Genomic DNA, 18118 nt, shown 5'->3' on the forward strand with positions numbered 1-18118 from the left:
GGTCAGCACTCATGACCGATACAGCCAACGAAACCTGGTCCGTCGCCGGCCGCACCTTCAACTCGCGCCTGATCGTGGGCACCGGCAAATACGCCGACTACGCCCAGAACGCCGCCGCCGCCGAGGCGGCCGGAGCCGAGATCGTGACCGTGGCCGTGCGCCGCGTGAACCTGTCGGATCCGACCCAGCCGATGCTCGTCGATTATGTGAAGCCGGATCGTTTCACCTTCCTGCCCAACACCGCCGGCTGTTTCACGGGCGAGGACGCGGTGCGCACCCTGCGTCTGGCGCGCGAAGCCGGCGGCTGGAGCCTGGTCAAGCTGGAGGTGCTGTCCAACACCGCCCACCTGTATCCCGACATGATCGAGACCCTGCGGGCGCTGGATCTGCTGATCAAGGACGGCTTCGACGTCATGGTCTATTGCACCGACGACGTCGTGATGGCCAAGCGGCTGGAAGACGCCGGCGCCGCCGCCATCATGCCCGCCGCCGCCCCGATCGGCTCGGGCCTGGGCATCCAGAACGAGGTCAACGTCCGCCTCATCGTCGAACAGGCCAAGGTGCCGGTCTTGGTCGACGCGGGCGTCGGCACGGCTTCGGACGCGACCCGCGCGATGGAGCTGGGCTGCGACGCTGTGCTGATGAACACCGCCATCGCTGGAGCCAAGGACCCCATCCGCATGGCCCGCGCGATGAAACACGCCGTCATCGCCGGCCGCGACGCCTATCTGGCCGGCCGGATGGCCAAGCGGATGTATGCCGACCCGTCGTCGCCGCTGGCGGGACTGATCTAAACCTCCAGCGCACGTCGTCTCCTCCCCGCTTCGCGGGGAGGGGGACCGCGAAGCGGTGGAGGCGCTCTTGAAGCGCCACAGGGCTGCGATGCGAAGGAGATCCCCTCCGTCTCTCGGCTACGCTTCGAGCCACCTCTCCATGACATGGGGAGGAGACGATGCTCAGCCATCGCAATGTCGCTGGCGCCTCCCCAACGATTTCAACCGCTTGACGATTTATGTCGCCGTTCTCCCATCCACGGGGTCAAACGGCCGCATAATACATCCGTCTCGTCGCACCGGAGGGCTCGCCTGGCCTGCGATCTTGCGGCGGCGAGAGCGGAGGGAACGGGGGCGGGTCTGAAACGGCCCGCGCCGGCGGCGACTCATGGAGCGCTGTCGGAGGGTCGAGGGGGATACTCGGCCGCACTCGGGACGGTCCTCGCAGGGACCGCCGACCCGTCGCAGGCTTATGGGGTTAGGCGATAAGACCGCCACCGCTCGACGCCCCGAGCTTGCAGGCCAACCCTCCGCGCGGAGCGTCATACCCTTCGTCGAAACGGTAATCTCTAATCACACTCCGGGCGAAGGCCCGGCGCTCCGCCCAGCCCTCCAGACTTCGCTGCGATCGCGCGAAGCCGATAACCCGTGTCCGGAGACCCGCATGGCCCGCCCCAAACCTCGCCGTCCCAAACCCGGTCGCGGTCTCCCGCCGCCCTACAGACAGACGCCCGAAGAAGAGGAGGAGGATGAGCGTCTTCGCGCCCTGCTGGAACTCGAATACATCCGGCTGGACGCCATCTTGGTCGAGAAGCAGGCCGAAGCCGCCGAACGGGCGCGCATCAGGGCGATGGATGGTCATCCGCCCGCTGAGCCGGTCGCGCTTCGCCCCGCCGAATTTCGGGTCGGAGATGTCTTCGCTAGTCGTCCAGCAGGGCCTGCAGCAGCGGATGGGCCAGGACCGGGGCCGCCAGACGCACCACGGCCTGAGGGTCTTCCAGGCGGACGGCGGCCGTCGCATCGGCGACGATGAAGTCGGCGTGGGTGCGCGACGGTTCGGTCAGGCGCTCGTGGCCCGGACGCACCGTGGCCAGATATTGCGCCACGACCGAATCCGCCGATCGGCCCCGCTCGGCCTGGTCGCGCAGCAGGCGGCGGATGAAGCGGATGTCGGCCGGCGTGTCCACGAAGACGCGGATGTCGAACAGGGCGGTCAGATCGGGGGTGCACAGAACATGCGTGCCCTCGACGATCACCACTTCGGCCGCCGGGATCGGCTCGCCGCCCGGCTCGCGGCCGTGATGGATGAAGGAATAGACCGGCGCCGTCACCGCGCGCCCGGCCTTCAACGCCTTCAGGTCTGCGATCATCAGGTCGTGATCGCGCGCCGTCACATCGTCAAAGTCGAAGGTCGCGGCGTCGAAGCCGGGCAGGGAGGCCGCGTCCTTGTAATAGCTGTCCTCGCGCACCAGCACGGCCGACCCTTCCGGCAGGGCCGAGACCAGCGCCTCCGCCAGGGTGCTTTTGCCGGAGCCGGAGCCCCCCGTGATCGCGATCAATATGGTCATGTGGCGTCTTCTAGAGCGGTCGCGACGCCAGCGCCACGGGGGACGATCCGCCGCGCCGTGGCTGACGCTACGTCACGTTGCTTATCGCCGATCACCGATGTTAGCGTCGGCTCAAGCGTCGCATCAAAGCAGACGCATCCAAGGGACAAGGATACGACATGCTGGGCTTGATGCAGGACTGGCCGCTGACGGTCGACAGGATCATCGACCACGCCAAAAACTGGCACGGCGAGCGCGAAGTGGTGACGCGCTCGGTCGAGGGCCCCATCGTTCGCACGACCTACGCCCAGATCCACGACCGGGCCAAACGCGTGTCCAGCGCGCTGAAGGACTGGGGGATCCAGCCGGGCGACCGCGTCGCCACCCTGGCCTGGAACACCGCCAACCACATCGAGGCCTGGTATGGCATCATGGGCATCGGCGGGGTGTGCCACACCTTGAACCCGCGTCTGTTCCCCGAACAGCTCGTCTACATCATCAATCACGCCGAAGACCGGATCATCTTCGTCGACCTGACCTTCGTGCCGCTGCTGGAAGCCATCCTTCCGCATATCCCCAAGGTCGAGCGCGTCGTCATCATGACCGACGCCGCCCACATGCCTCAGACGAAGCTACCCAAAGCCGTCGCCTATGAGGACGCGATCGCCGGTCAATCTACCGACGTCGTCTGGGGCGACTTCGACGAACAGACGGCCTGCGGACTCTGCTACACCTCCGGCACCACGGGCAATCCGAAGGGGGTGCTGTATTCGCACCGCTCCAACTTCCTGCACACCTTCATGGGCCTTCAGGCCACGGTGATGGGCGCCACGCCCAAGGAGGTGATTCTGCCAGTCGTGCCGATGTTCCACGCCAACGCCTGGGGCATCGCCTTCGCCGGTCCCGCCGCCGGCACCAAGCTGGTGATGCCGGGCTCCAAGATGGACGGTCAGTCGATCTACGAGCTGATCGAACAGGAGGGCGTGACCTTCTCGGCCGCGGTGCCGACCGTCTGGCAGGGCCTGTTCGCCCACATGAAACAGAACGGGCTGGGATTCTCGACCCTGAAGCGCGTCCTCATCGGCGGTTCGGCCTGTCCCGAAAGCCTGATCCGCGGCTTCCAGGACGATTTCGGCGTCGAGGTGACCCACGCCTGGGGCATGACCGAGACCTCGCCCATCGGCACCATCGCCAACCTGCCGCCCGAAATCCTGAAGCTCTCCTACGACGAGCAGATGAAATACCGCCTGAAGCAGGGCGTGCCGCCGCTGGGGGTCGAGCTGAAGCTGAAGGACGAGGCGGGCGCCGAACTGCCTCACGACGGCGCCACCTTCGGTCGTCTGATGGTCAAGGGGCCGACGATCAGCCGCGCCTACTTCAAGGAAGACGGCTCGATCCTGGACGACGAAGGCTTCTTCGACACCGGCGATGTGGCCACGGTCGACGACCTGGGCTTCATGCAGATCACCGACCGCGCCAAGGACGTGATCAAGTCTGGCGGCGAGTGGATCAGCTCCATCGAGATCGAGAACATCGCCGTGGGTCACCCCAAGGTCGAGATCGCCGCCGTCATCGGCGCGGCCCACCCCAAATGGGACGAACGGCCCGTGCTGATCCTGAAGCTCAAGCCCGACGAGATGCTGGACAAGCAGGAGCATCTGGACTTCCTGACCGGCAAGATCGCCAAGTGGTGGATGCCCGACGATGTGGTCGCCGTGGACGACATCCCGCTGGGCGCGACCGGCAAGATCGACAAGAAGCTTCTGCGCGACCGGATGAAGGACTATCGTCTGCCGACCGCTGCCTAAGTTAGAACCGGAGCCTGAATGCCGACCAGAAAGCCCGTACCCGCCATTCTGCCCTGGCTGACGGCGCTGGCGGCGGCGCCCTTTGTGCTGATCGTGGCGGCCGTTACGGCGACGCGGTTCGGCGGGCTCGATCTGGCGATCGGTTACGACCTGCTGACCTGGACCGTGGCGCGCCTCCTGGCCTGGGTCGGTCTGGCGGCGGCTCTGGCGGCGGCGGTGCTGGCGCTGCGCGACCTGAAGGGCAGGGGTCTTTATGCGCTGGCGGCGCTGGTTCTCTCGGGTGCGACCGTCGCCGGCTTCGTGCTGCGTCAGGGCCAGGATGCGACGCCCCATCCACGTGACGTCAGCACCAACCTGGACGAGCCGCCTGGCCTGCCGCGCGCCGCCGGCGTGCGCAGCGGCGCGCCGCAGACCTGTGACGGTGTGGACGCCATCCCGACCCAGGTCCTGGCCCAGCAGGCGACCTCGGCGCTGGTCGACGCCGGCTTCGTCGTCACCCGCGCCACAACCTTCCAGGTCGAAGCCGTGCATGCCGGCGCCTGGTTCGGCTTCGCCACCGACGCCGTCGTTCGCATCCGCCCCGGCCGCACCGACATCCGCGTCGCCGCACGCGGCAGCCGTCCCGACGGCGGCGCCACCTGCCGCCTCGCCGCCAAGATCACCCGAAACCTGGAGGCGGGACGCTAAGCCAGCCGGAACTGCGCCGACAGGCCGGGCGCCTCATCGCTGGTCGCCGCGCCGTCCTCGACCAGCTTGATCAGATGCGCCAGCACCGACAGCGACGCGGCCGGCCACAGCCGCTGATCGACGGCGGCGTACAGAACCGGGACCATCTGCGCGATCGTGCGATCCCCCGCCTCCAGCCGTTGGAGCACTTGCGCCTCCCGCTTCAGCCGATGCGCGCGATAGGCTTCTAGAAACGGCCGCACCTGCGTCACCGGCGCCCCGTGCGTCGGCCACAACACATCGAAGTCGCGCGCGATCACCGCCTCCAGGCTGGCCATATACTGACGCATGTTCCCATCCGGCGGCGCCACGACCGTCGTCGACCAGCCCATGACATGGTCGCCGCAAAACAGCGTGTTCTCCTCGCGCAGGACGAAGGCCATGTGATTTGACGCATGACCGGGCGTGAACATCGCCTCGATCGTCCAGCCGTCGCCTTCGATGACCTCGCCGCCCGTCAGCACGACATCGGGCGCGAAGTCGGCATCGTCATCTTCATCGAGCGTACCCGAAGCATGCGTTTCCCGCACCGGAGGCCGGGCCGCCCAAATCCGCGCTCCGGTCGCCTCGGCGAACGGCCGGGCCAAAGGCGCATGATCCCGGTGCGTATGCGTCACCAGCACATGGCTGACCAGCCGCCCCTCGACCGCCGCCATCAGCGCCGCCAGGTGCGCCTCATCCAGCGGTCCCGGATCAATCACCGCGACCTCGGCCCATTGGTCAGGTCGGCCGACGATATAGGTCCCCGTCCCGGTGAAGGTGAAAGGCCCCGGATTGTCGGCGATCACCCGCTGGATCAATGGCGAAACCTGATCGCGCCGCCCATAGGCGAAGTCGAACGCCCTTACGAAAGGGATCATCGTCACGGCCGCGTTTGGCGCAGAGCTTGCGTTAACGTTTCGGTAGTCATGCCTGGAGCGCCCACAATGGCCCGTTCGATCGCCAACGCTGTATCAAATCGGCTCCCGTTCGTCGCGGCGGCGATCCTGTGTCTCGCCGCGGTGCAACTGATCGCCGCCTCCTGCACGCCGGAGCCCGCTCCCTATGCGGCACGGGTTCTCGTTCAGCGGTAGCTTCTATTGGCGACGGACGCGAACCGCGCGGCTACGGTCCAGCGTCATCATGAAGCTGCCTAATGCTGCGCGGCGGATACGTACTTGCACGCCCGCTCTATTGAGGAACCTCACTGAATCTGAATCGACTTGGCGCCATTCAGATCCGTCTGCCAAGCGGAAAAGCCATTTCCCATCGACGGTAGCGGTTGCGGAAATCAACGTCGTTTCAATGGCTTCCACTTCAGGTTCTGCGGTTCCTCCCAGACGAGCTGCAAAGGGGTTGGTGAACTGGAAACCGAACAACTGACGGTTTGCGTTTCGGACTTGGGCGCGGTCCATCACGACGATGTCGCCGGTCTGTTCGGCAGAATCCAGCCGCGCCACTGCCTCATCGTAGCAGGCCAATCGTGCTGTCTCTACTGAAATGCTACGGCAAGCGGCCACATCCTTTAGCGCTGCCGCACGGTCTGGTTGCGTTTGAGCGATGGCCAACCTCGGCTCACCGATGACCATCAAGGCCGAAGCTGTGGCGACTACAAACAGCCCACTAGTGCGCATTTTCCCACCCTAAAAAGTGCCGTGTTGGAGTTGATTTGGTCAAAAAAGGCCAGATCGACCCAAAAGCTATCAAATATTTCTGTCTACAAGAAGCGTGGTGATTTTGCGACAGTTCTGCCTCAATGGTGTTGCTCAGGTGTAATTGCCATGGCGAGGAGAGCAAAGCCGGGTCACTCTCGCTGAGTCTACATCATGCTTCAGAGCGCATGGATGTCAGGGGACAATGTTGCGGCGGCTATTGTCGCTGAGTTTCGGCAAAACCTCAGAGGGGAAAATTACGTGAGATCTCAGAACCAGCGCAAGCGTCTGCTTGAGTCCACCATTATCGCTGGCTTCGCCATGATCGGCCTGAGCACCCCCGCTCTGGCGCAGTCGACGGACGAAGCTGTAAATGTCGATGAAGTCGTCGTCACCGGATCGCGCATTCCCCAGGCAAATCTGCGCACCACCAGCCCAGTGACACAGGTTACTGGCGAAGATATCCGCGTCCAGGGCGTGACGCGCGTGGAAGATCTGGTGAACCAACTTCCTCAAGCGTTCGCAGCCCAGAACTCGACTGTCTCCAACGGCGCTTCGGGCACGGCAACGGTGGACCTGCGCGCGCTTGGCCCGGACAGAACGCTGGTTTTTGATCGACGGTCGCCGTATGGGTTACGGCTCGCCCAACGACACTGCTGCTGACCTTAACCAGATCCCCGGGCAACTTGTTGAGCGTGTTGAAGTGCTGACCGGCGGGGCTGCTGCAGTTTATGGCTCAGACGCGATCGCCGGTGTCGTGAACTTCATCATGAAGAAGGACTTCGAAGGGCTTCAGATCGACGCTCAATACGGCTTCTTCCAGCACCACAACGACTACGATGGCCCGGGTAATCTGCGAACCGTGATCCAAGGGCGGTCTGCAGGCAACCCTGCTCAGTTCAAACTGCCTGATGACGATGTGATGGACGGCTTCAGCCGTGAAGTCACGATCGCCATGGGCGTTAACGCCCCGGACGGCCGCGGCAACGTTACGGCCTTTGCTGGCTACCGTAAGAACAACAAGATTCTTGGCCGTGATCGTGATTACTCGGCTTGTTCGCTTGGCGGGGAGTCGGCGGGTAGCTTCACGTGCGGTGGTTCCTCCACTAACGCTACGGGCCGTTTCCTGTCTCTGGACAGCGGGGCCAATCTCACTGTCGCGGACGGCGGCGGTTTCCGTAACTACACCGCAAACGACGCCTACAACTTCGGCCCATTGAACTATTATCAACGGCCTGACGAGCGCTACACTCTGGGCGCTTTCGGAAACTATCAAGTCAACGATAAGATTGAAGCGTTCGCGTCGCTGAACTTCAGCGACTACAGCACGGTCGCGCAGATCGCGCCGTCTGGCATCTTCTTCGGCGGCGGGACTTCGGCAAACGGCGGCTACAACATCAGTTGCTCCAATCCGCTCCTGACGCCCGCGCAAGCTGCGCAGTTGGGATGCGCCCCTGGCATCGGCTCGGTCGAAGTGCTGATCGGTCGCCGCAACGTCGAAGGCGGCGGACGTCAAGATGACATCAGCTCTCAGAACTACCGCGGCGTAGTTGGCATTCGAGGCGATCTGAGCGATGTGTGGAGCTACGATCTGGCAGCATCCTATTCGAAGGTCAGCCTGAGCCGCATCTATCGCAACGAGTTTTCGAACACTCGTATCGGCCGCGCGCTTGATGTCGCTATTGATCCCGCCACAGGTCAGGCCGCGTGCGTGTCTGCGATCGATCCCGATGGGCCGACCGGACCGCTGGCGGCCGTTGACGCGGCCTGCGTGCCCTACAATCTTTATGCTCCGGGGGGAGTCACCCAAGCGGCCCTGAACTATATTCAGGTACCCGGTTTGCAGCGCGGCATCACCGAGCAGCAAGTCATCACCCTGGCGACCACGGGCGATTTGACACAGTATGTACGCAGCCCGCTTGCGGAAGGCGGCCTTCAGGTCGCGTTCGGCGCCGAATATCGTCGTGACAAGTTGGTCGCCACATCGGACCAGGCGTTTGAAACCGGTGACCTGGCTGGACAAGGCGGGCCTACCCAAAGCGTGGCCGGATCGGTTCAGGTCTATGATCTGTTCGGTGAGTTCCGAATGCCGCTGATCGAAGGTCGTCCGTTTGCCGAGCAAGTGTCGATCAACGGCTCCTACCGTAGATCGACTTACGACAAGTTCAACTCGGACGCCTATGGCCTTGGCGTCGACTGGGCGCCGATCAGCGACCTTCGCTTCCGCGCCAGTCTGGCGCGGACGACCCGCGCTCCCAACGTGATCGAACTGTTCCGGCCGGAAGGCTTGAACCTCTATGATGCGGATGGCGACCCCTGCGGACCGAACCCTACCGCAACGCTAGCGCAGTGTGTGGCGACGGGCGTTCCTGCCGGGCAGTACGGGCTTGCGACCGACAATGGCGGCCTGCTTGAAAGCCCTGCGGGCCAGTATAACTTCCTGCAAAAGGGCAATGCTGATCTGGCTCCGGAGGCGGCGGACACCTTTACGGTTGGTGCCGTTATCACCCCGTCGTTCCTGCCGGGCCTGAACGTTTCGATCGACTATTACGATATCGATTTGAAGGACCGGATCGACATCATCGATCCGCTGGTCACGCTGGATAACTGCTACGTCAATAATGAAGCGGCTGCCTGCTCCCGTATTGTCCGCAGCGATATTGGGACCCTTTGGACGACGGGCGGCTATATTGAAGCCTTCAACACTAATATCGGCGGCCTAAAGACTTCGGGCATCGATATCAACGCCAACTACAGCATGGATCTGGAGCGCGTTGGGCTCGAATCCTATGGCAGTCTGGCATTCAATATGGTCGGATCTTGGTTGGAGAAGCTTGAAACTGATCCGGGTGCCGGCGCTGCAGCTTACGACTGCGTCGGCAAGTTCGCCGGTGAATGCGGCACGCCCAAAAACGAATGGCGTCACCGCGCTCGCGTGACCTGGCAGATGCCTTGGAATGCCGATCTTTCGGCGACATGGCGCTACTACGGCGAAGTGGAGAACGTCGCTGGCGCCGGACGTCTGGACAGCAAGTTTGATGCGCAAAACTACTTCGATCTGTCCGGTAGCATTCAACTGCGCGACAATCTGAAGTTGCGTGCCGGCATCAACAACATCCTCGACCGTGATCCACCACTGTCGTATTCGGTTGGCACGACCGGAAACAACAACACCTATCCGCAAACCTACGATGCGATGGGACGTTTCATGTTCATCGGTATAACGGCCGACTTCTAAGTCTAGAAATCGGTTAGGAGACGGGGCGGCAAACTTGAGGGTTTGCCGCCCTTGTTTTTTGTAGTCATGGAAAAACCATTTCGTTTGACGAACGTTATGACGACCACAAGACCAGAGCCGGGGGGCTCTTACCCAAGGATGACCATGCTAAAGACCGCTGCCCTACTGGCTGCCGCTGTTGTGATCACGAACCTTTCGGCTCACGATCGTGCCCTAGCTCAAGATGGTCCGATTGTGACCGGAAACCGGCCGACGGAGACTGCCGATGCGGTGAAGACGCGCGAGGCCATCGCCTATGCACGGCCGCTGCCGCGGGGCGCGCCGAGCGCCGACTATCCGTTGGTGGCGTGGTGCGATGCGCTGGTGACCGGCCATGCCGATTTGGGCGAGACGCTGACGTCGCGTGCGCCGGAGGATGTCGAGCTGGTCCGTCTGGGTCGTCTTGAAGCCCAGGATTTCCGCAGCGCCCTGGCGGCGGCCGCACCGCGCCAGTCGGCGACTTCGAAGGCCGAGGCCGAGCAGGCCGTCGCCGCGGTCAAGGCGCAGTGGGCGCCGTTGATGGCGAACCCCGACGCCGAGGCGCGCAGCCAGTCGTTCGGGCTGTTCTTCGGTCTGCCGGGCCGCTGCGAGCACGCCGCGCGCCGCCTGCGCGACAACATCACCACGCCGCCCGCCACGCTGGAGAGCGTCGGCATCAACTGATCGGTTCGGCGGTTACCGGATGACAGACGGCGGCTTGAGCCTGGCTCAAGCCGCCGTTTCGCGTTTGGCGGCGTATGGGTCGTAGTTGAGGATGGGCGCCAGCCAGCGCTCAGCCGTGGCGACGTCCCAGCCTTTGCGGCGGGCGTAGTCCGCGACCTGGTCCAGATCGATCTTGCCGACACCGAAATAGTGGCTGCCGGGATGGCCGAAATAGAGGCCCGACACCGAGGCCGGCGGCGTCATGGCGAAGCTTTCGGTCAGGGCCATGCCGGCGTGGTCTTCGGCCTGCAGCAGGCGGAAGAGGGTGGCCTTTTCCGTGTGATCGGGTTGGGCAGGATAGCCGGGGGCTGGGCGGATGCCCTGGTATTGTTCGGCGATCAGCGCGTCGATGTCGGTCGTCTCGTCGGCGGCGTAGCCCCATAGTGTGGTGCGAACTTCCTTGTGCAGCCGTTCGGCGAAGGCCTCGGCCAGGCGGTCGGCCAGGGCCGTGGCGAGGATGGCGGAATAGTCGTCGCCGGCGTCCTTGAACCGTTTGGCGATCTCCAGCTCGCCGTGACCGGCGGTGAGGGCGAAGGCGCCGATATAGTCGTCGCCCCTCTCAGCGATGAAGTCGGACAGGGCCAGATTTGGCTTGCCGTTCGACTTCTTGATCTGCTGGCGCAGGGTGTGGAAGCGGGCGATCTCGGCGTCGCGGCCTTCGTCGGCGAAGACGATGACATCGTCGCCGTCGGCGCGGGCCGGCCAGAAGCCGACGACGCCTTTGGCCGTGAACCACTTCTCGTCGATGATCCGCTTCAGCATGACTTGCGCGTCGGCGAACAGGTCACGCGCGGCCTCGCCGACGATCTCGTCGTCCAGGATCAGCGGATAGCGGCCGATCAGCTCCCAGCTGGCGAAGAAGGGCGTCCAGTCGATGTGGTCAGCCAAATCCTGCAGGTCCCAGGCGTCGAACGCCTTCACGCCGAGGAAGGACGGCTTGCCGGGCATGGGTTGGGCGGGGTCGATGCGGAAGCGGTTCTCGCGCGCCTGAGCCAGGGTCGCGCGGGCCTTCACTTCCTGGCCGCGGGCATATTGCTCGCGGATGCGGATGTATTCGTCGCGGGTGGCGGCTTCGTTCTTCGCGCGCTCGGTCTTGGACAGCAGGCCCGAAACGACGCTGACGGCGCGCGACGCGTCGACGACGTAGGTGGTCGAGCCCCGGCGGTAGGCGGGCTCGATCTTGACCGCCGTATGTGTGCGACTGGTGGTGGCGCCCCCGATCAGCAGGGGTATGTCGAAGCCGCGCCGCTCCATCTCGGCGCCGACGAAGACCATTTCGTCCAGCGACGGCGTGATCAGGCCCGACAGGCCGATGATGTCGACATTGTGGGCCTTGGCCTCGTCCAGGATGCGGTCGGCCGGGACCATGACGCCGAGGTCGATGACCTCGTAGTTGTTACATTGCAGCACGACGCCGACGATGTTCTTGCCGATGTCGTGGACGTCGCCCTTGACCGTCGCCATCAGGATGCGGCCCGCCTGCTCACGCGGCTTGCCGGCCTTTTCGGCCTCCATGAAGGGCTCCAGCCAGGCGACGGCCTGTTTCATCACGCGGGCGGACTTCACCACTTGCGGCAGGAACATCTTGCCCGAGCCGAACAGGTCGCCGACCACATTCATCCCGTCCATCAGCGGGCCTTCGATGACGTGCAGCGGGCGCTCTGAGGCCAGGCGCGCCTCTTCGGTGTCGGCTTCGATGAACTCCGTGATGCCGTTGACCAGAGCGTGTTCGATCCGCTTGCCGACCGGCTGTTCGCGCCATTTCAGATCGACGACGCGGGCCTGACCCTTTTCGCCCTTGTAGCGGGGCGCCATGTCGACCAGACGCTCGGTGTTCGAGACATTGGTTCGCTGCGGCCGGTTCAGAATCACGTCCTCGACCGCCTCGCGCAGTTCGGCGTCGATGTCGTCATAGACCGGCAGGTCGCCGGCGTTGACGATGCCCATGTCCATGCCGGCGTTGATGGCGTGATACAGGAAGACGCTGTGGATCGCGCGGCGCACCGGCTCGTTGCCGCGGAAGCTGAACGAGACGTTCGACACCCCGCCCGAGATGCGGGCAGAGGGCAGGGTGCGTTTGATCTCCCGCGTCGCCTCGATGAAGTCGACGGCGTAGTTGTCGTGCTCTTCGATCCCCGTCGCGACGGCGAAGATATTGGGGTCGAAGATGATGTCCTCGGGCGGGAAGCCGACCTCGTTGACCAGGATGTCATAGGCGCGGGTGCAGATCTCGATCTTGCGGACGGCCGTGTCGGCCTGGCCCACCTCGTCGAAAGCCATGACCACGACGGCGGCGCCGTAGCGCAGGCATTTGATCGCATGGTCGCGGAAGGCCTGTTCGCCCTCCTTCATGCTGATCGAATTGACGATGGGCTTGCCCTGAACGCACTTCAGGCCCGCCTCGATCACTTCCCATTTGGAGCTGTCGATCATCACCGGCACGCGGGCGATGTCGGGCTCGGCCGCGATCAGATTCAGGAAGGTCCGCATGGCGACGACGCCGTCCAGCAGCCCTTCATCCATGTTGACGTCGATGATCTGGGCGCCGGCTTCGACCTGCTGGCGGGCGACGTCCAACGCGGCCGAATAGTCGCCCTCGACCACCAGCTTGCGGAATTTGGCCGAGCCGGTGACGTTGGTCCGTTCGCCGACGTTGATGAAGGTGGGTCGCATGCGATTAGTATTCCCACTCTCGGTCAGCAATGCGGTGCTTTGAGGCGTAGTGCGCGCGGTTAGCTAGTCTAAGCATGAGGGCTGTTGCGGCGGTTGAAAGGGCTCCCCGCGACGAGACGTGGACAGCTTCGCCGTCTGCTTTGACGTACGGCTTCGCTGAAAATGCTAGCTCGCGGCAGATCGCTTCAATCTTTTCATCGTCGAACGAGCAATGGACGCGGTGAGCAAACTCGTTACGAACCTTGCGCAGGCGTTCACATTCGGCGTGCTCAACTGCCGAGATTACACCTACGGCTCTGGCAATCGCTATTCGAGCGGAAAAAGTCCCAAGAGGAGCATTGAATCCTTCCAAGAGTTTTTCGACGGCTGGCACATCAAGCAGCTTTGCGCGAAGGGCGGCGGCTAGTTGGCCGTCTATAAAGCTGCATGCCACCAGCACCATACCGCGATCACTTTCCCGGTTGAGCTCTGGCAGGACTGCCGAGAATGCTTCGAGGTGAGGCGGGGGCCAATGTTCTCGGTCTGTCACGCCACCAACTCGAACGGTTCGAGGCCGGATAGCCGCAAGGCCACCGGCCGTTCCGGAATGGCGCGGGGCTTCAGCGGTGCGACTTCCTCGGCGACGTGACGGATGTGATCCGGCGTCGTACCGCAGCAGCCCCCGACGATGTTGACCAGGCCGGAGGCGGCCCATTCCTCGATGAAGTGGGCGGTCTCGTGTGGCTCCTCGTCGTACTGTCCCATGGCGTTGGGCAGGCCGGCGTTGGGGTAGGCGGCGACCAGGGTGTCGGCGACCCGGCTCAGCTCGGCGATGAAGGGGCGCATCAGGTCGGCGCCCAGGGCGCAGTTGAAGCCGACGGCGAAGGGTTTGGCGTGGCGCACGCTGTTCCAGAAGGCTTCCGCCGTCTGGCCCGACAGGGTGCGGCCCGAGCGGTCGGTGATGGTGCCCGAAATCCAGATGGGCAGGGCGTCCATGCCCTCGTCCTCCAGGTCCTTGATCGCCTTGATCGCGGCCTTGCAGTTGAGCGTGTCGGTGATGGTCTCGATCAGATAGAGATCGACCCCGCCCTCGTTCAGGGCCTTCACCTGATGGCGATAGGCCTCATAGACCTGGTCGAAGGTCACGCTGCGGGCGCCGGGGTCGTTCACGTCGGACGACATCGACAGCATCTTGTTCAGCGGACCGATCGAGCCGGCGGCGAACCGCGGCTTGTGCGGCTCCTTGGCGGTCCAGCGGTCGGCCGATGCGCGGGCAAGTTTCGCGCCTTCCAGATTGATATCCCACACCGCCTGGGCGTCCAGGGCGTAGTCTTCCTGGGCGATCGTGGTGCCGGAGAAGGTGTTGGTCTCGCTGATGTCGGCGCCGGCGCCGAAATACTGGTCGTGCAGGTCGGCGATGACATCGGGCCGCGTGATGCAGAGGATGTCGTTGTTCCCCTTCATCTGGTGCTTCTCGTCATAGCCGTTGGCGGCGACGAACCGGTCGGCGCGGAAGTCGGCCTCGTCCAGCCCACGACGCTGGATCATGACGCCCCAACTGCCATCGAGGACCAGGATGCGTTCCTTGGCCGTCTGATGCAGGGCGGCGATGCGTTCTGCGCGGGTCATTGAACTGCCGCCGTCTCGCGCACGCCCAGAACACGACAGATCGCATAGACCAGGTCGGCGCGGTTCAGGGTGTAGAAGTGGAAGTCCGAGAAACCCTCTTCCTGCAGACGCGCGCAGGTCTCGGCGGCGACGGAGGCGGCCAGCAGTTTGCGGGTTTCGGGATCGTCGTCCAGGCCGTCGAAATGCGCCTTCAGCCAGTCGGGAATGCTGGCGCCGCAGGCGCCGCACATCCGCTGAAGACCGGCGAAGTTGGACACCGGCATGACGCCGGGGATCAGGGGAATGGTGACGCCCGCCGCCCGCACCCGGTCGCGGAACCGAAGGAAGGCGTCGATGTCGAAGAAGAACTGGCTGACGGCGCGGGTCGCGCCGGCATCGATCTTGGCCTTCAGCACCTCGATGTCGTGATCGATGGAGGGGCTTTCAGGGTGGCGTTCGGGATAGGCGCCGACCGTGACGTCGAATCCGCCGATGCGGTTGATGGCGGCGGTCAGTTCCGTGGCGTTGGCATAGCCGTCGGCGCGCGGCTGATAGGCGCCGCCGATCCCTGCGCCGCCGGGCGGATCGCCGCGCAGAGCCACGATGTGATCGACTCCGATCGCCTTGTAGCCTTCGATGACCTCATCGACTTCTTCCCGGCTGGCCTCGACGCAGGTCAGGTGGGCGGCGGGGCGGAGCGAAGTTTCCGTGATGATGCGCTGGACTGTGCGGTGGGTCCGCTCGCGGGTCGAACCGCCGGCGCCGTAGGTGACGGAGACGAAGGCGGGGTTCAGCGGCTCCAGACGGCGGATCGCCTTCCACAGATTGGCCTCGGCCTCATCGGTCTTGGGCGGAAAGAATTCGAACGAGACGCGCACGGCGTCGCGGTTCGATCCGGCGCGGGCTACTGGGCCAAGCGGCGATAGCAACAGGGCGCGGGCGTCGGCCAGATTGAGGGAGGCGGAGGAGGCCATCAGGCGGTCTTTCTGTCCTGGACGCGGCGTTCCGCCGTCCAGATGGTCACGGTCAGGCCCTCGGCGTCGTGGGGCAGGGCGATGGGGGCCGATGGCGTCAGGCCGCCGTCGAGCAGCCAGCCGTTGATCTCGCTGTCGGCGAAGCCCAGGCGGCGATGCTGATGCGCCTCGCGCATATGTTCGAAGTCGTGCGGAGCGAAGTCGATGATGACCAGGCGGCCGCCCGGACTGACCAGACGTGCGGCCTCGGCGACGGCGGCGGACGGATCGGACAGGTAGTGCAGCACCTGATGCACGATCACCAGATCGGCGCTGGCCGCCGGCAGACGGGTGGCGAAGATATCGCCGTGGCGCAGTTCGACCTGCTCCACGCCCGCCTTGGTGACGTTGGTGCGGGCGATGTTGAGCATGTTCTGGCTAAGGTCCAGCCCGACCGACATCTTGGCCTTCTTGCCGAACAGGGTCAGCATCCGACCCGAGCCCGTACCCAGATCGACGACGCGTTCGAAGGGGCCGGGCCCTACGGCCTTTTCCAGCGCCGCCTCGACAGCGCTTTCGCTGACGTAGAGCGAACGCAAGCGGTCCCACTGGGGCGCGACCTGTTCGAAGTAGCTGGCGGCGGCTTCCTCGCGATCCTTGCGGACCTCGTCCAGACGCCGATGATCAGCTTCGCCAGCGTCTTCGGCCAGAATGTCCAGCACCGTGTCGATCAGCCGGCGCGCCTGGGCGTCATGCGACAGGCGGTAGTAGACGCGGGCGCCGTCGGGAAAGCGTTCGATGAGCCCGGCGTCGGTCATCAGCTTTAGATGGCGCGACACCCGAGGTTGGCTCTGGTCCAGAATGCGGGACATTTCCATGACCGACAGCTCTTCACCCGCGAGCAGCGACAGAACGCGCAAACGGGTGGGTTCGCCGGCGGCGCGGAGGGCTTCGACAGTCTGATCTGCGGACAAACTCATATGCTCATATAAAGATATCCTTATATGATTTGGCAAGTGAAATCGGTTTCTTGGAAACGCGTCGACGGGAATGGTTTGTGCGCGCGTTAAAGCCCACAGACCCGTCTTGGAGTGATCTCATGCGTAGCCTGTTTATCGCCGTTCTTGCTGTCGCCGCCGCCGGTCCGGCGTTGGCCCAGAGCGATTTTCCCGAGACGCCCATGCCCCAAATGTCTGGGCCTGAAATGTCGGGAAGGCCTATCGGCGGACACATGCGGCCGCCGGAGCGCGAAAACCTGGCCCAGATGCAGGCGCGCATGACCCAGATGTTCAACCGCCTAGACGCCAATGAAGACGGCGTGGTCGACGCCAGCGAACTGGCCAATGCACGCGGCGGTCGTATGCTGGCGCGCTTCGACGCCGATGCGGACGGACGCATTACTCGCGAAGAGTTCGACGTGGGCCTCGCCGCCGCCTTCAAAGCGATGGACAAGAACGGCGACGGCGTGGTGACGGCGGACGAGCGGCCGCAGCGTCCCCGCTGAAGTCAGACGACGGGCGTCTTCAGCGGCTCGCCCGCGAAATGCGCCTGCAGATTTTCGATCAGCAGCATCAGCATGCCCTGCACCCCGGCAGTCGTGGCCCCGGCGGTGTGGGGCGTCAGAATGACATTGGGCACGTCGGCCCAGCGGGCTGGGTCTGTCGGCTCTTCGATGAAGACATCCAGGGCGGCCTGACCCAATGTCCCTGACTTCAAGGCGGCGATCAAGGCGTCCTCGTCCACGACCTGACCGCGCGAGACGTTGACCAGCAGGCCGTCGGGACCAAGCGCCTCGATGATGTCCGGCGAGATCAGACCGCGATTGGTCTCGTCTGCCTTGCAGGCGACGACGAGGATGTCGCTGGCCTTGGCGAGCGCCAGCAGGCTGTCGGCGCGTGGCCATTCGGCGTCGTGCGGCCGCGGCCCCCACCAACTGACCGCCATTCGGAAGGCCTCGGCGCGGTCGGCGACGGCCTTGCCGATGTGGCCCAAGCCGACGATGCCCAGCTTCTGGCCCGCGAGCGACGTTGTGATGGTGCGTGTCTCGAAGGTCCAGCCGCCGGCGCGGACCTGACGGTCGCCCGAGGCGATCTGGCGGCGTGCTGCCAGGATCAAGCCCAAGGCGTGATCGGCGACATCCTCGTGATTGACGCCGGGGGCGTGGGTGACGGGCAGACCGCGCTGGCGGCACCAGTCGATGTCGATCCCGTCATAGCCGGAGGTAAAACAGGCGATCAGGTCGAGATTGGGCAGGCGTTCGATCAGCGCCTTGTCCAGCGGCGCCTCGCCGGCGACGACCATGACGCGGATGTCGTGGGCGGCCTCGATCGGCGGACCTTCCCAGAAGCGATAGACGTCGTAGGCGCTCTCCAGAAATCCCGAGAGCGGCGCAAGATGCCGCTGCATGATGAGAACGGCGGGGCGTTGGGTCATGCAGCGGC

Annotated in this window: 18 protein-coding genes; 8 read left to right on the top strand and 10 right to left on the bottom strand. The window is 64.4% G+C overall.

Going from position 1 to position 18118, the window contains the following annotated elements:
• Nucleotides 1-11: 11 nt before the first annotated feature.
• Nucleotides 12-794: a HisA/HisF-related TIM barrel protein gene (locus DT343_RS03845; RefSeq protein WP_039247919.1), complete on the top strand. Its 783-nt coding sequence runs from the start codon at nucleotides 12-14 to the stop codon at nucleotides 792-794.
• A gap of 457 nt (nucleotides 795-1251) precedes the next feature.
• On the opposite strand, the gene DT343_RS03850 is transcribed toward DT343_RS03845, so the two are convergent.
• Nucleotides 1252-1635 (bottom strand): hypothetical protein, encoded by a 384-nt coding sequence (locus tag DT343_RS03850; RefSeq protein ID WP_112861801.1) that lies wholly within the window; start codon nucleotides 1633-1635, stop codon nucleotides 1252-1254.
• Between the two features lie 58 nt (nucleotides 1636-1693).
• Nucleotides 1694-2341, bottom strand: coding sequence for a uridine kinase (udk, locus tag DT343_RS03855; RefSeq protein ID WP_039247924.1), 648 nt, complete (start codon nucleotides 2339-2341; stop codon nucleotides 1694-1696).
• 158 nt (nucleotides 2342-2499) lie between these two features.
• Here udk and DT343_RS03860 point away from each other — a divergent pair, with 158 nt between their 5' ends.
• Nucleotides 2500-4128: a long-chain-fatty-acid--CoA ligase gene (locus tag DT343_RS03860; RefSeq protein ID WP_112861802.1), complete on the top strand. Its 1629-nt coding sequence runs from the start codon at nucleotides 2500-2502 to the stop codon at nucleotides 4126-4128.
• A gap of 18 nt (nucleotides 4129-4146) precedes the next feature.
• Nucleotides 4147-4815 carry a DUF1499 domain-containing protein gene (locus DT343_RS03865; protein ID WP_112861803.1) on the top strand — a complete coding sequence of 223 codons (669 nt, stop codon included), beginning with the start codon at nucleotides 4147-4149 and terminating at the stop codon, nucleotides 4813-4815.
• On the opposite strand, the gene DT343_RS03870 is transcribed toward DT343_RS03865, so the two are convergent.
• A complete protein-coding gene (locus DT343_RS03870; protein WP_112861804.1) occupies nucleotides 4812-5714 on the bottom strand; it encodes an MBL fold metallo-hydrolase in 903 nt (300 codons plus the stop codon). The two genes, DT343_RS03865 and DT343_RS03870, sit on opposite strands and share 4 nt — an antisense overlap.
• 66 nt (nucleotides 5715-5780) lie before the next feature.
• Between DT343_RS03870 and DT343_RS17430 the strand changes: the two genes are divergently transcribed.
• Complete coding sequence (locus tag DT343_RS17430; protein WP_181669112.1) at nucleotides 5781-5927, top strand: hypothetical protein; 147 nt, start codon at nucleotides 5781-5783, stop codon at nucleotides 5925-5927.
• Between the two features lie 3 nt (nucleotides 5928-5930).
• On the opposite strand, the gene DT343_RS17160 is transcribed toward DT343_RS17430, so the two are convergent.
• Nucleotides 5931-6314 carry a hypothetical protein gene (locus tag DT343_RS17160; protein WP_146756705.1) on the bottom strand — a complete coding sequence of 128 codons (384 nt, stop codon included), beginning with the start codon at nucleotides 6312-6314 and terminating at the stop codon, nucleotides 5931-5933.
• Between the two features lie 345 nt (nucleotides 6315-6659).
• Here DT343_RS17160 and DT343_RS17745 point away from each other — a divergent pair, with 345 nt between their 5' ends.
• From DT343_RS17745 to DT343_RS03880, 3 genes are all read left to right on the top strand, one after another.
• Nucleotides 6660-7148, top strand: coding sequence for a TonB-dependent receptor plug domain-containing protein (locus DT343_RS17745; RefSeq protein WP_258522492.1), 489 nt, complete (start codon nucleotides 6660-6662; stop codon nucleotides 7146-7148).
• Entirely contained in the window at nucleotides 7096-9723 is a 2628-nt protein-coding gene (locus tag DT343_RS03875; protein WP_258522493.1) for a TonB-dependent receptor domain-containing protein, read from the top strand. Before DT343_RS17745 ends, DT343_RS03875 begins: the two co-directional genes overlap by 53 nt.
• A 234-nt stretch (nucleotides 9724-9957) precedes the next feature.
• The gene (locus DT343_RS03880) at nucleotides 9958-10425 is read left to right on the top strand and encodes a hypothetical protein (protein WP_258522494.1); all 468 of its coding nucleotides are present in this window, start codon (nucleotides 9958-9960) and stop codon (nucleotides 10423-10425) included.
• A gap of 45 nt (nucleotides 10426-10470) precedes the next feature.
• On the opposite strand, the gene metH is transcribed toward DT343_RS03880, so the two are convergent.
• The 5 genes from metH to DT343_RS03905 form a co-directional block, all read right to left on the bottom strand.
• Complete coding sequence (gene metH, locus DT343_RS03885; RefSeq protein ID WP_112861806.1) at nucleotides 10471-13137, bottom strand: methionine synthase; 2667 nt, start codon at nucleotides 13135-13137, stop codon at nucleotides 10471-10473.
• A 4-nt stretch (nucleotides 13138-13141) separates the two neighbouring features.
• The gene (locus DT343_RS17165) at nucleotides 13142-13579 is read right to left on the bottom strand and encodes a transcriptional regulator (protein WP_146756706.1); all 438 of its coding nucleotides are present in this window, start codon (nucleotides 13577-13579) and stop codon (nucleotides 13142-13144) included.
• Between the two features lie 83 nt (nucleotides 13580-13662).
• Nucleotides 13663-14745, bottom strand: coding sequence for a homocysteine S-methyltransferase family protein (locus DT343_RS03895; RefSeq protein WP_112861808.1), 1083 nt, complete (start codon nucleotides 14743-14745; stop codon nucleotides 13663-13665).
• Nucleotides 14742-15698, bottom strand: a complete 957-nt coding sequence (gene metF, locus DT343_RS03900) for a methylenetetrahydrofolate reductase [NAD(P)H] (RefSeq protein ID WP_112861809.1) — start codon at nucleotides 15696-15698, stop codon at nucleotides 14742-14744. Before metF ends, DT343_RS03895 begins: the two co-directional genes overlap by 4 nt.
• The gene (locus DT343_RS03905) at nucleotides 15698-16657 is read right to left on the bottom strand and encodes an ArsR/SmtB family transcription factor (RefSeq protein WP_112861810.1); all 960 of its coding nucleotides are present in this window, start codon (nucleotides 16655-16657) and stop codon (nucleotides 15698-15700) included. Before DT343_RS03905 ends, metF begins: the two co-directional genes overlap by 1 nt.
• 119 nt (nucleotides 16658-16776) lie before the next feature.
• Between DT343_RS03905 and DT343_RS03910 the strand changes: the two genes are divergently transcribed.
• Nucleotides 16777-17181: an EF-hand domain-containing protein gene (locus DT343_RS03910; RefSeq protein ID WP_112861811.1), complete on the top strand. Its 405-nt coding sequence runs from the start codon at nucleotides 16777-16779 to the stop codon at nucleotides 17179-17181.
• 2 nt (nucleotides 17182-17183) lie between these two features.
• Here the strand turns inward: DT343_RS03910 and DT343_RS03915 are convergent, their stop codons facing one another.
• On the bottom strand, nucleotides 17184-18110 hold the full coding sequence (locus tag DT343_RS03915; protein WP_112861812.1) for a 2-hydroxyacid dehydrogenase: 927 nt from the start codon (nucleotides 18108-18110) through the stop codon (nucleotides 17184-17186).
• Between the last annotated feature and the right edge of the window lie 8 nt (nucleotides 18111-18118).

Origin of the sequence: Brevundimonas vesicularis, assembly GCF_900445985.1 — a bacterium.
Taxonomy (GTDB): domain Bacteria; phylum Pseudomonadota; class Alphaproteobacteria; order Caulobacterales; family Caulobacteraceae; genus Brevundimonas; species Brevundimonas vesicularis_D.

What these genes read in the sequence shown, in the direction of transcription:
- DT343_RS03860 (WP_112861802.1), top strand. Translation starts at nt 2,500, where the DNA reads ATGCTGGGCTTGATGCAGGACTGGCCGCTGACGGTCGACAGGATCATC.
- DT343_RS03850 (WP_112861801.1), bottom strand. Translation starts at nt 1,635, where the DNA reads ATGACCATCCATCGCCCTGATGCGCGCCCGTTCGGCGGCTTCGGCCTG.
- DT343_RS17165 (WP_146756706.1), bottom strand. Translation starts at nt 13,579, where the DNA reads ATGGTGCTGGTGGCATGCAGCTTTATAGACGGCCAACTAGCCGCCGCC.
- DT343_RS03870 (WP_112861804.1), bottom strand. Translation starts at nt 5,714, where the DNA reads ATGATCCCTTTCGTAAGGGCGTTCGACTTCGCCTATGGGCGGCGCGAT.
- DT343_RS03915 (WP_112861812.1), bottom strand. Translation starts at nt 18,110, where the DNA reads ATGACCCAACGCCCCGCCGTTCTCATCATGCAGCGGCATCTTGCGCCG.
- DT343_RS03895 (WP_112861808.1), bottom strand. Translation starts at nt 14,745, where the DNA reads ATGACCCGCGCAGAACGCATCGCCGCCCTGCATCAGACGGCCAAGGAA.
- metF (WP_112861809.1), bottom strand. Translation starts at nt 15,698, where the DNA reads ATGGCCTCCTCCGCCTCCCTCAATCTGGCCGACGCCCGCGCCCTGTTG.
- DT343_RS03865 (WP_112861803.1), top strand. Translation starts at nt 4,147, where the DNA reads ATGCCGACCAGAAAGCCCGTACCCGCCATTCTGCCCTGGCTGACGGCG.
- DT343_RS03910 (WP_112861811.1), top strand. Translation starts at nt 16,777, where the DNA reads ATGCGTAGCCTGTTTATCGCCGTTCTTGCTGTCGCCGCCGCCGGTCCG.
- DT343_RS17430 (WP_181669112.1), top strand. Translation starts at nt 5,781, where the DNA reads ATGGCCCGTTCGATCGCCAACGCTGTATCAAATCGGCTCCCGTTCGTC.
- DT343_RS03845 (WP_039247919.1), top strand. Translation starts at nt 12, where the DNA reads ATGACCGATACAGCCAACGAAACCTGGTCCGTCGCCGGCCGCACCTTC.
- metH (WP_112861806.1), bottom strand. Translation starts at nt 13,137, where the DNA reads ATGCGACCCACCTTCATCAACGTCGGCGAACGGACCAACGTCACCGGC.
- DT343_RS17745 (WP_258522492.1), top strand. Translation starts at nt 6,660, where the DNA reads ATGCTTCAGAGCGCATGGATGTCAGGGGACAATGTTGCGGCGGCTATT.
- DT343_RS03905 (WP_112861810.1), bottom strand. Translation starts at nt 16,657, where the DNA reads ATGAGTTTGTCCGCAGATCAGACTGTCGAAGCCCTCCGCGCCGCCGGC.
- udk (WP_039247924.1), bottom strand. Translation starts at nt 2,341, where the DNA reads ATGACCATATTGATCGCGATCACGGGGGGCTCCGGCTCCGGCAAAAGC.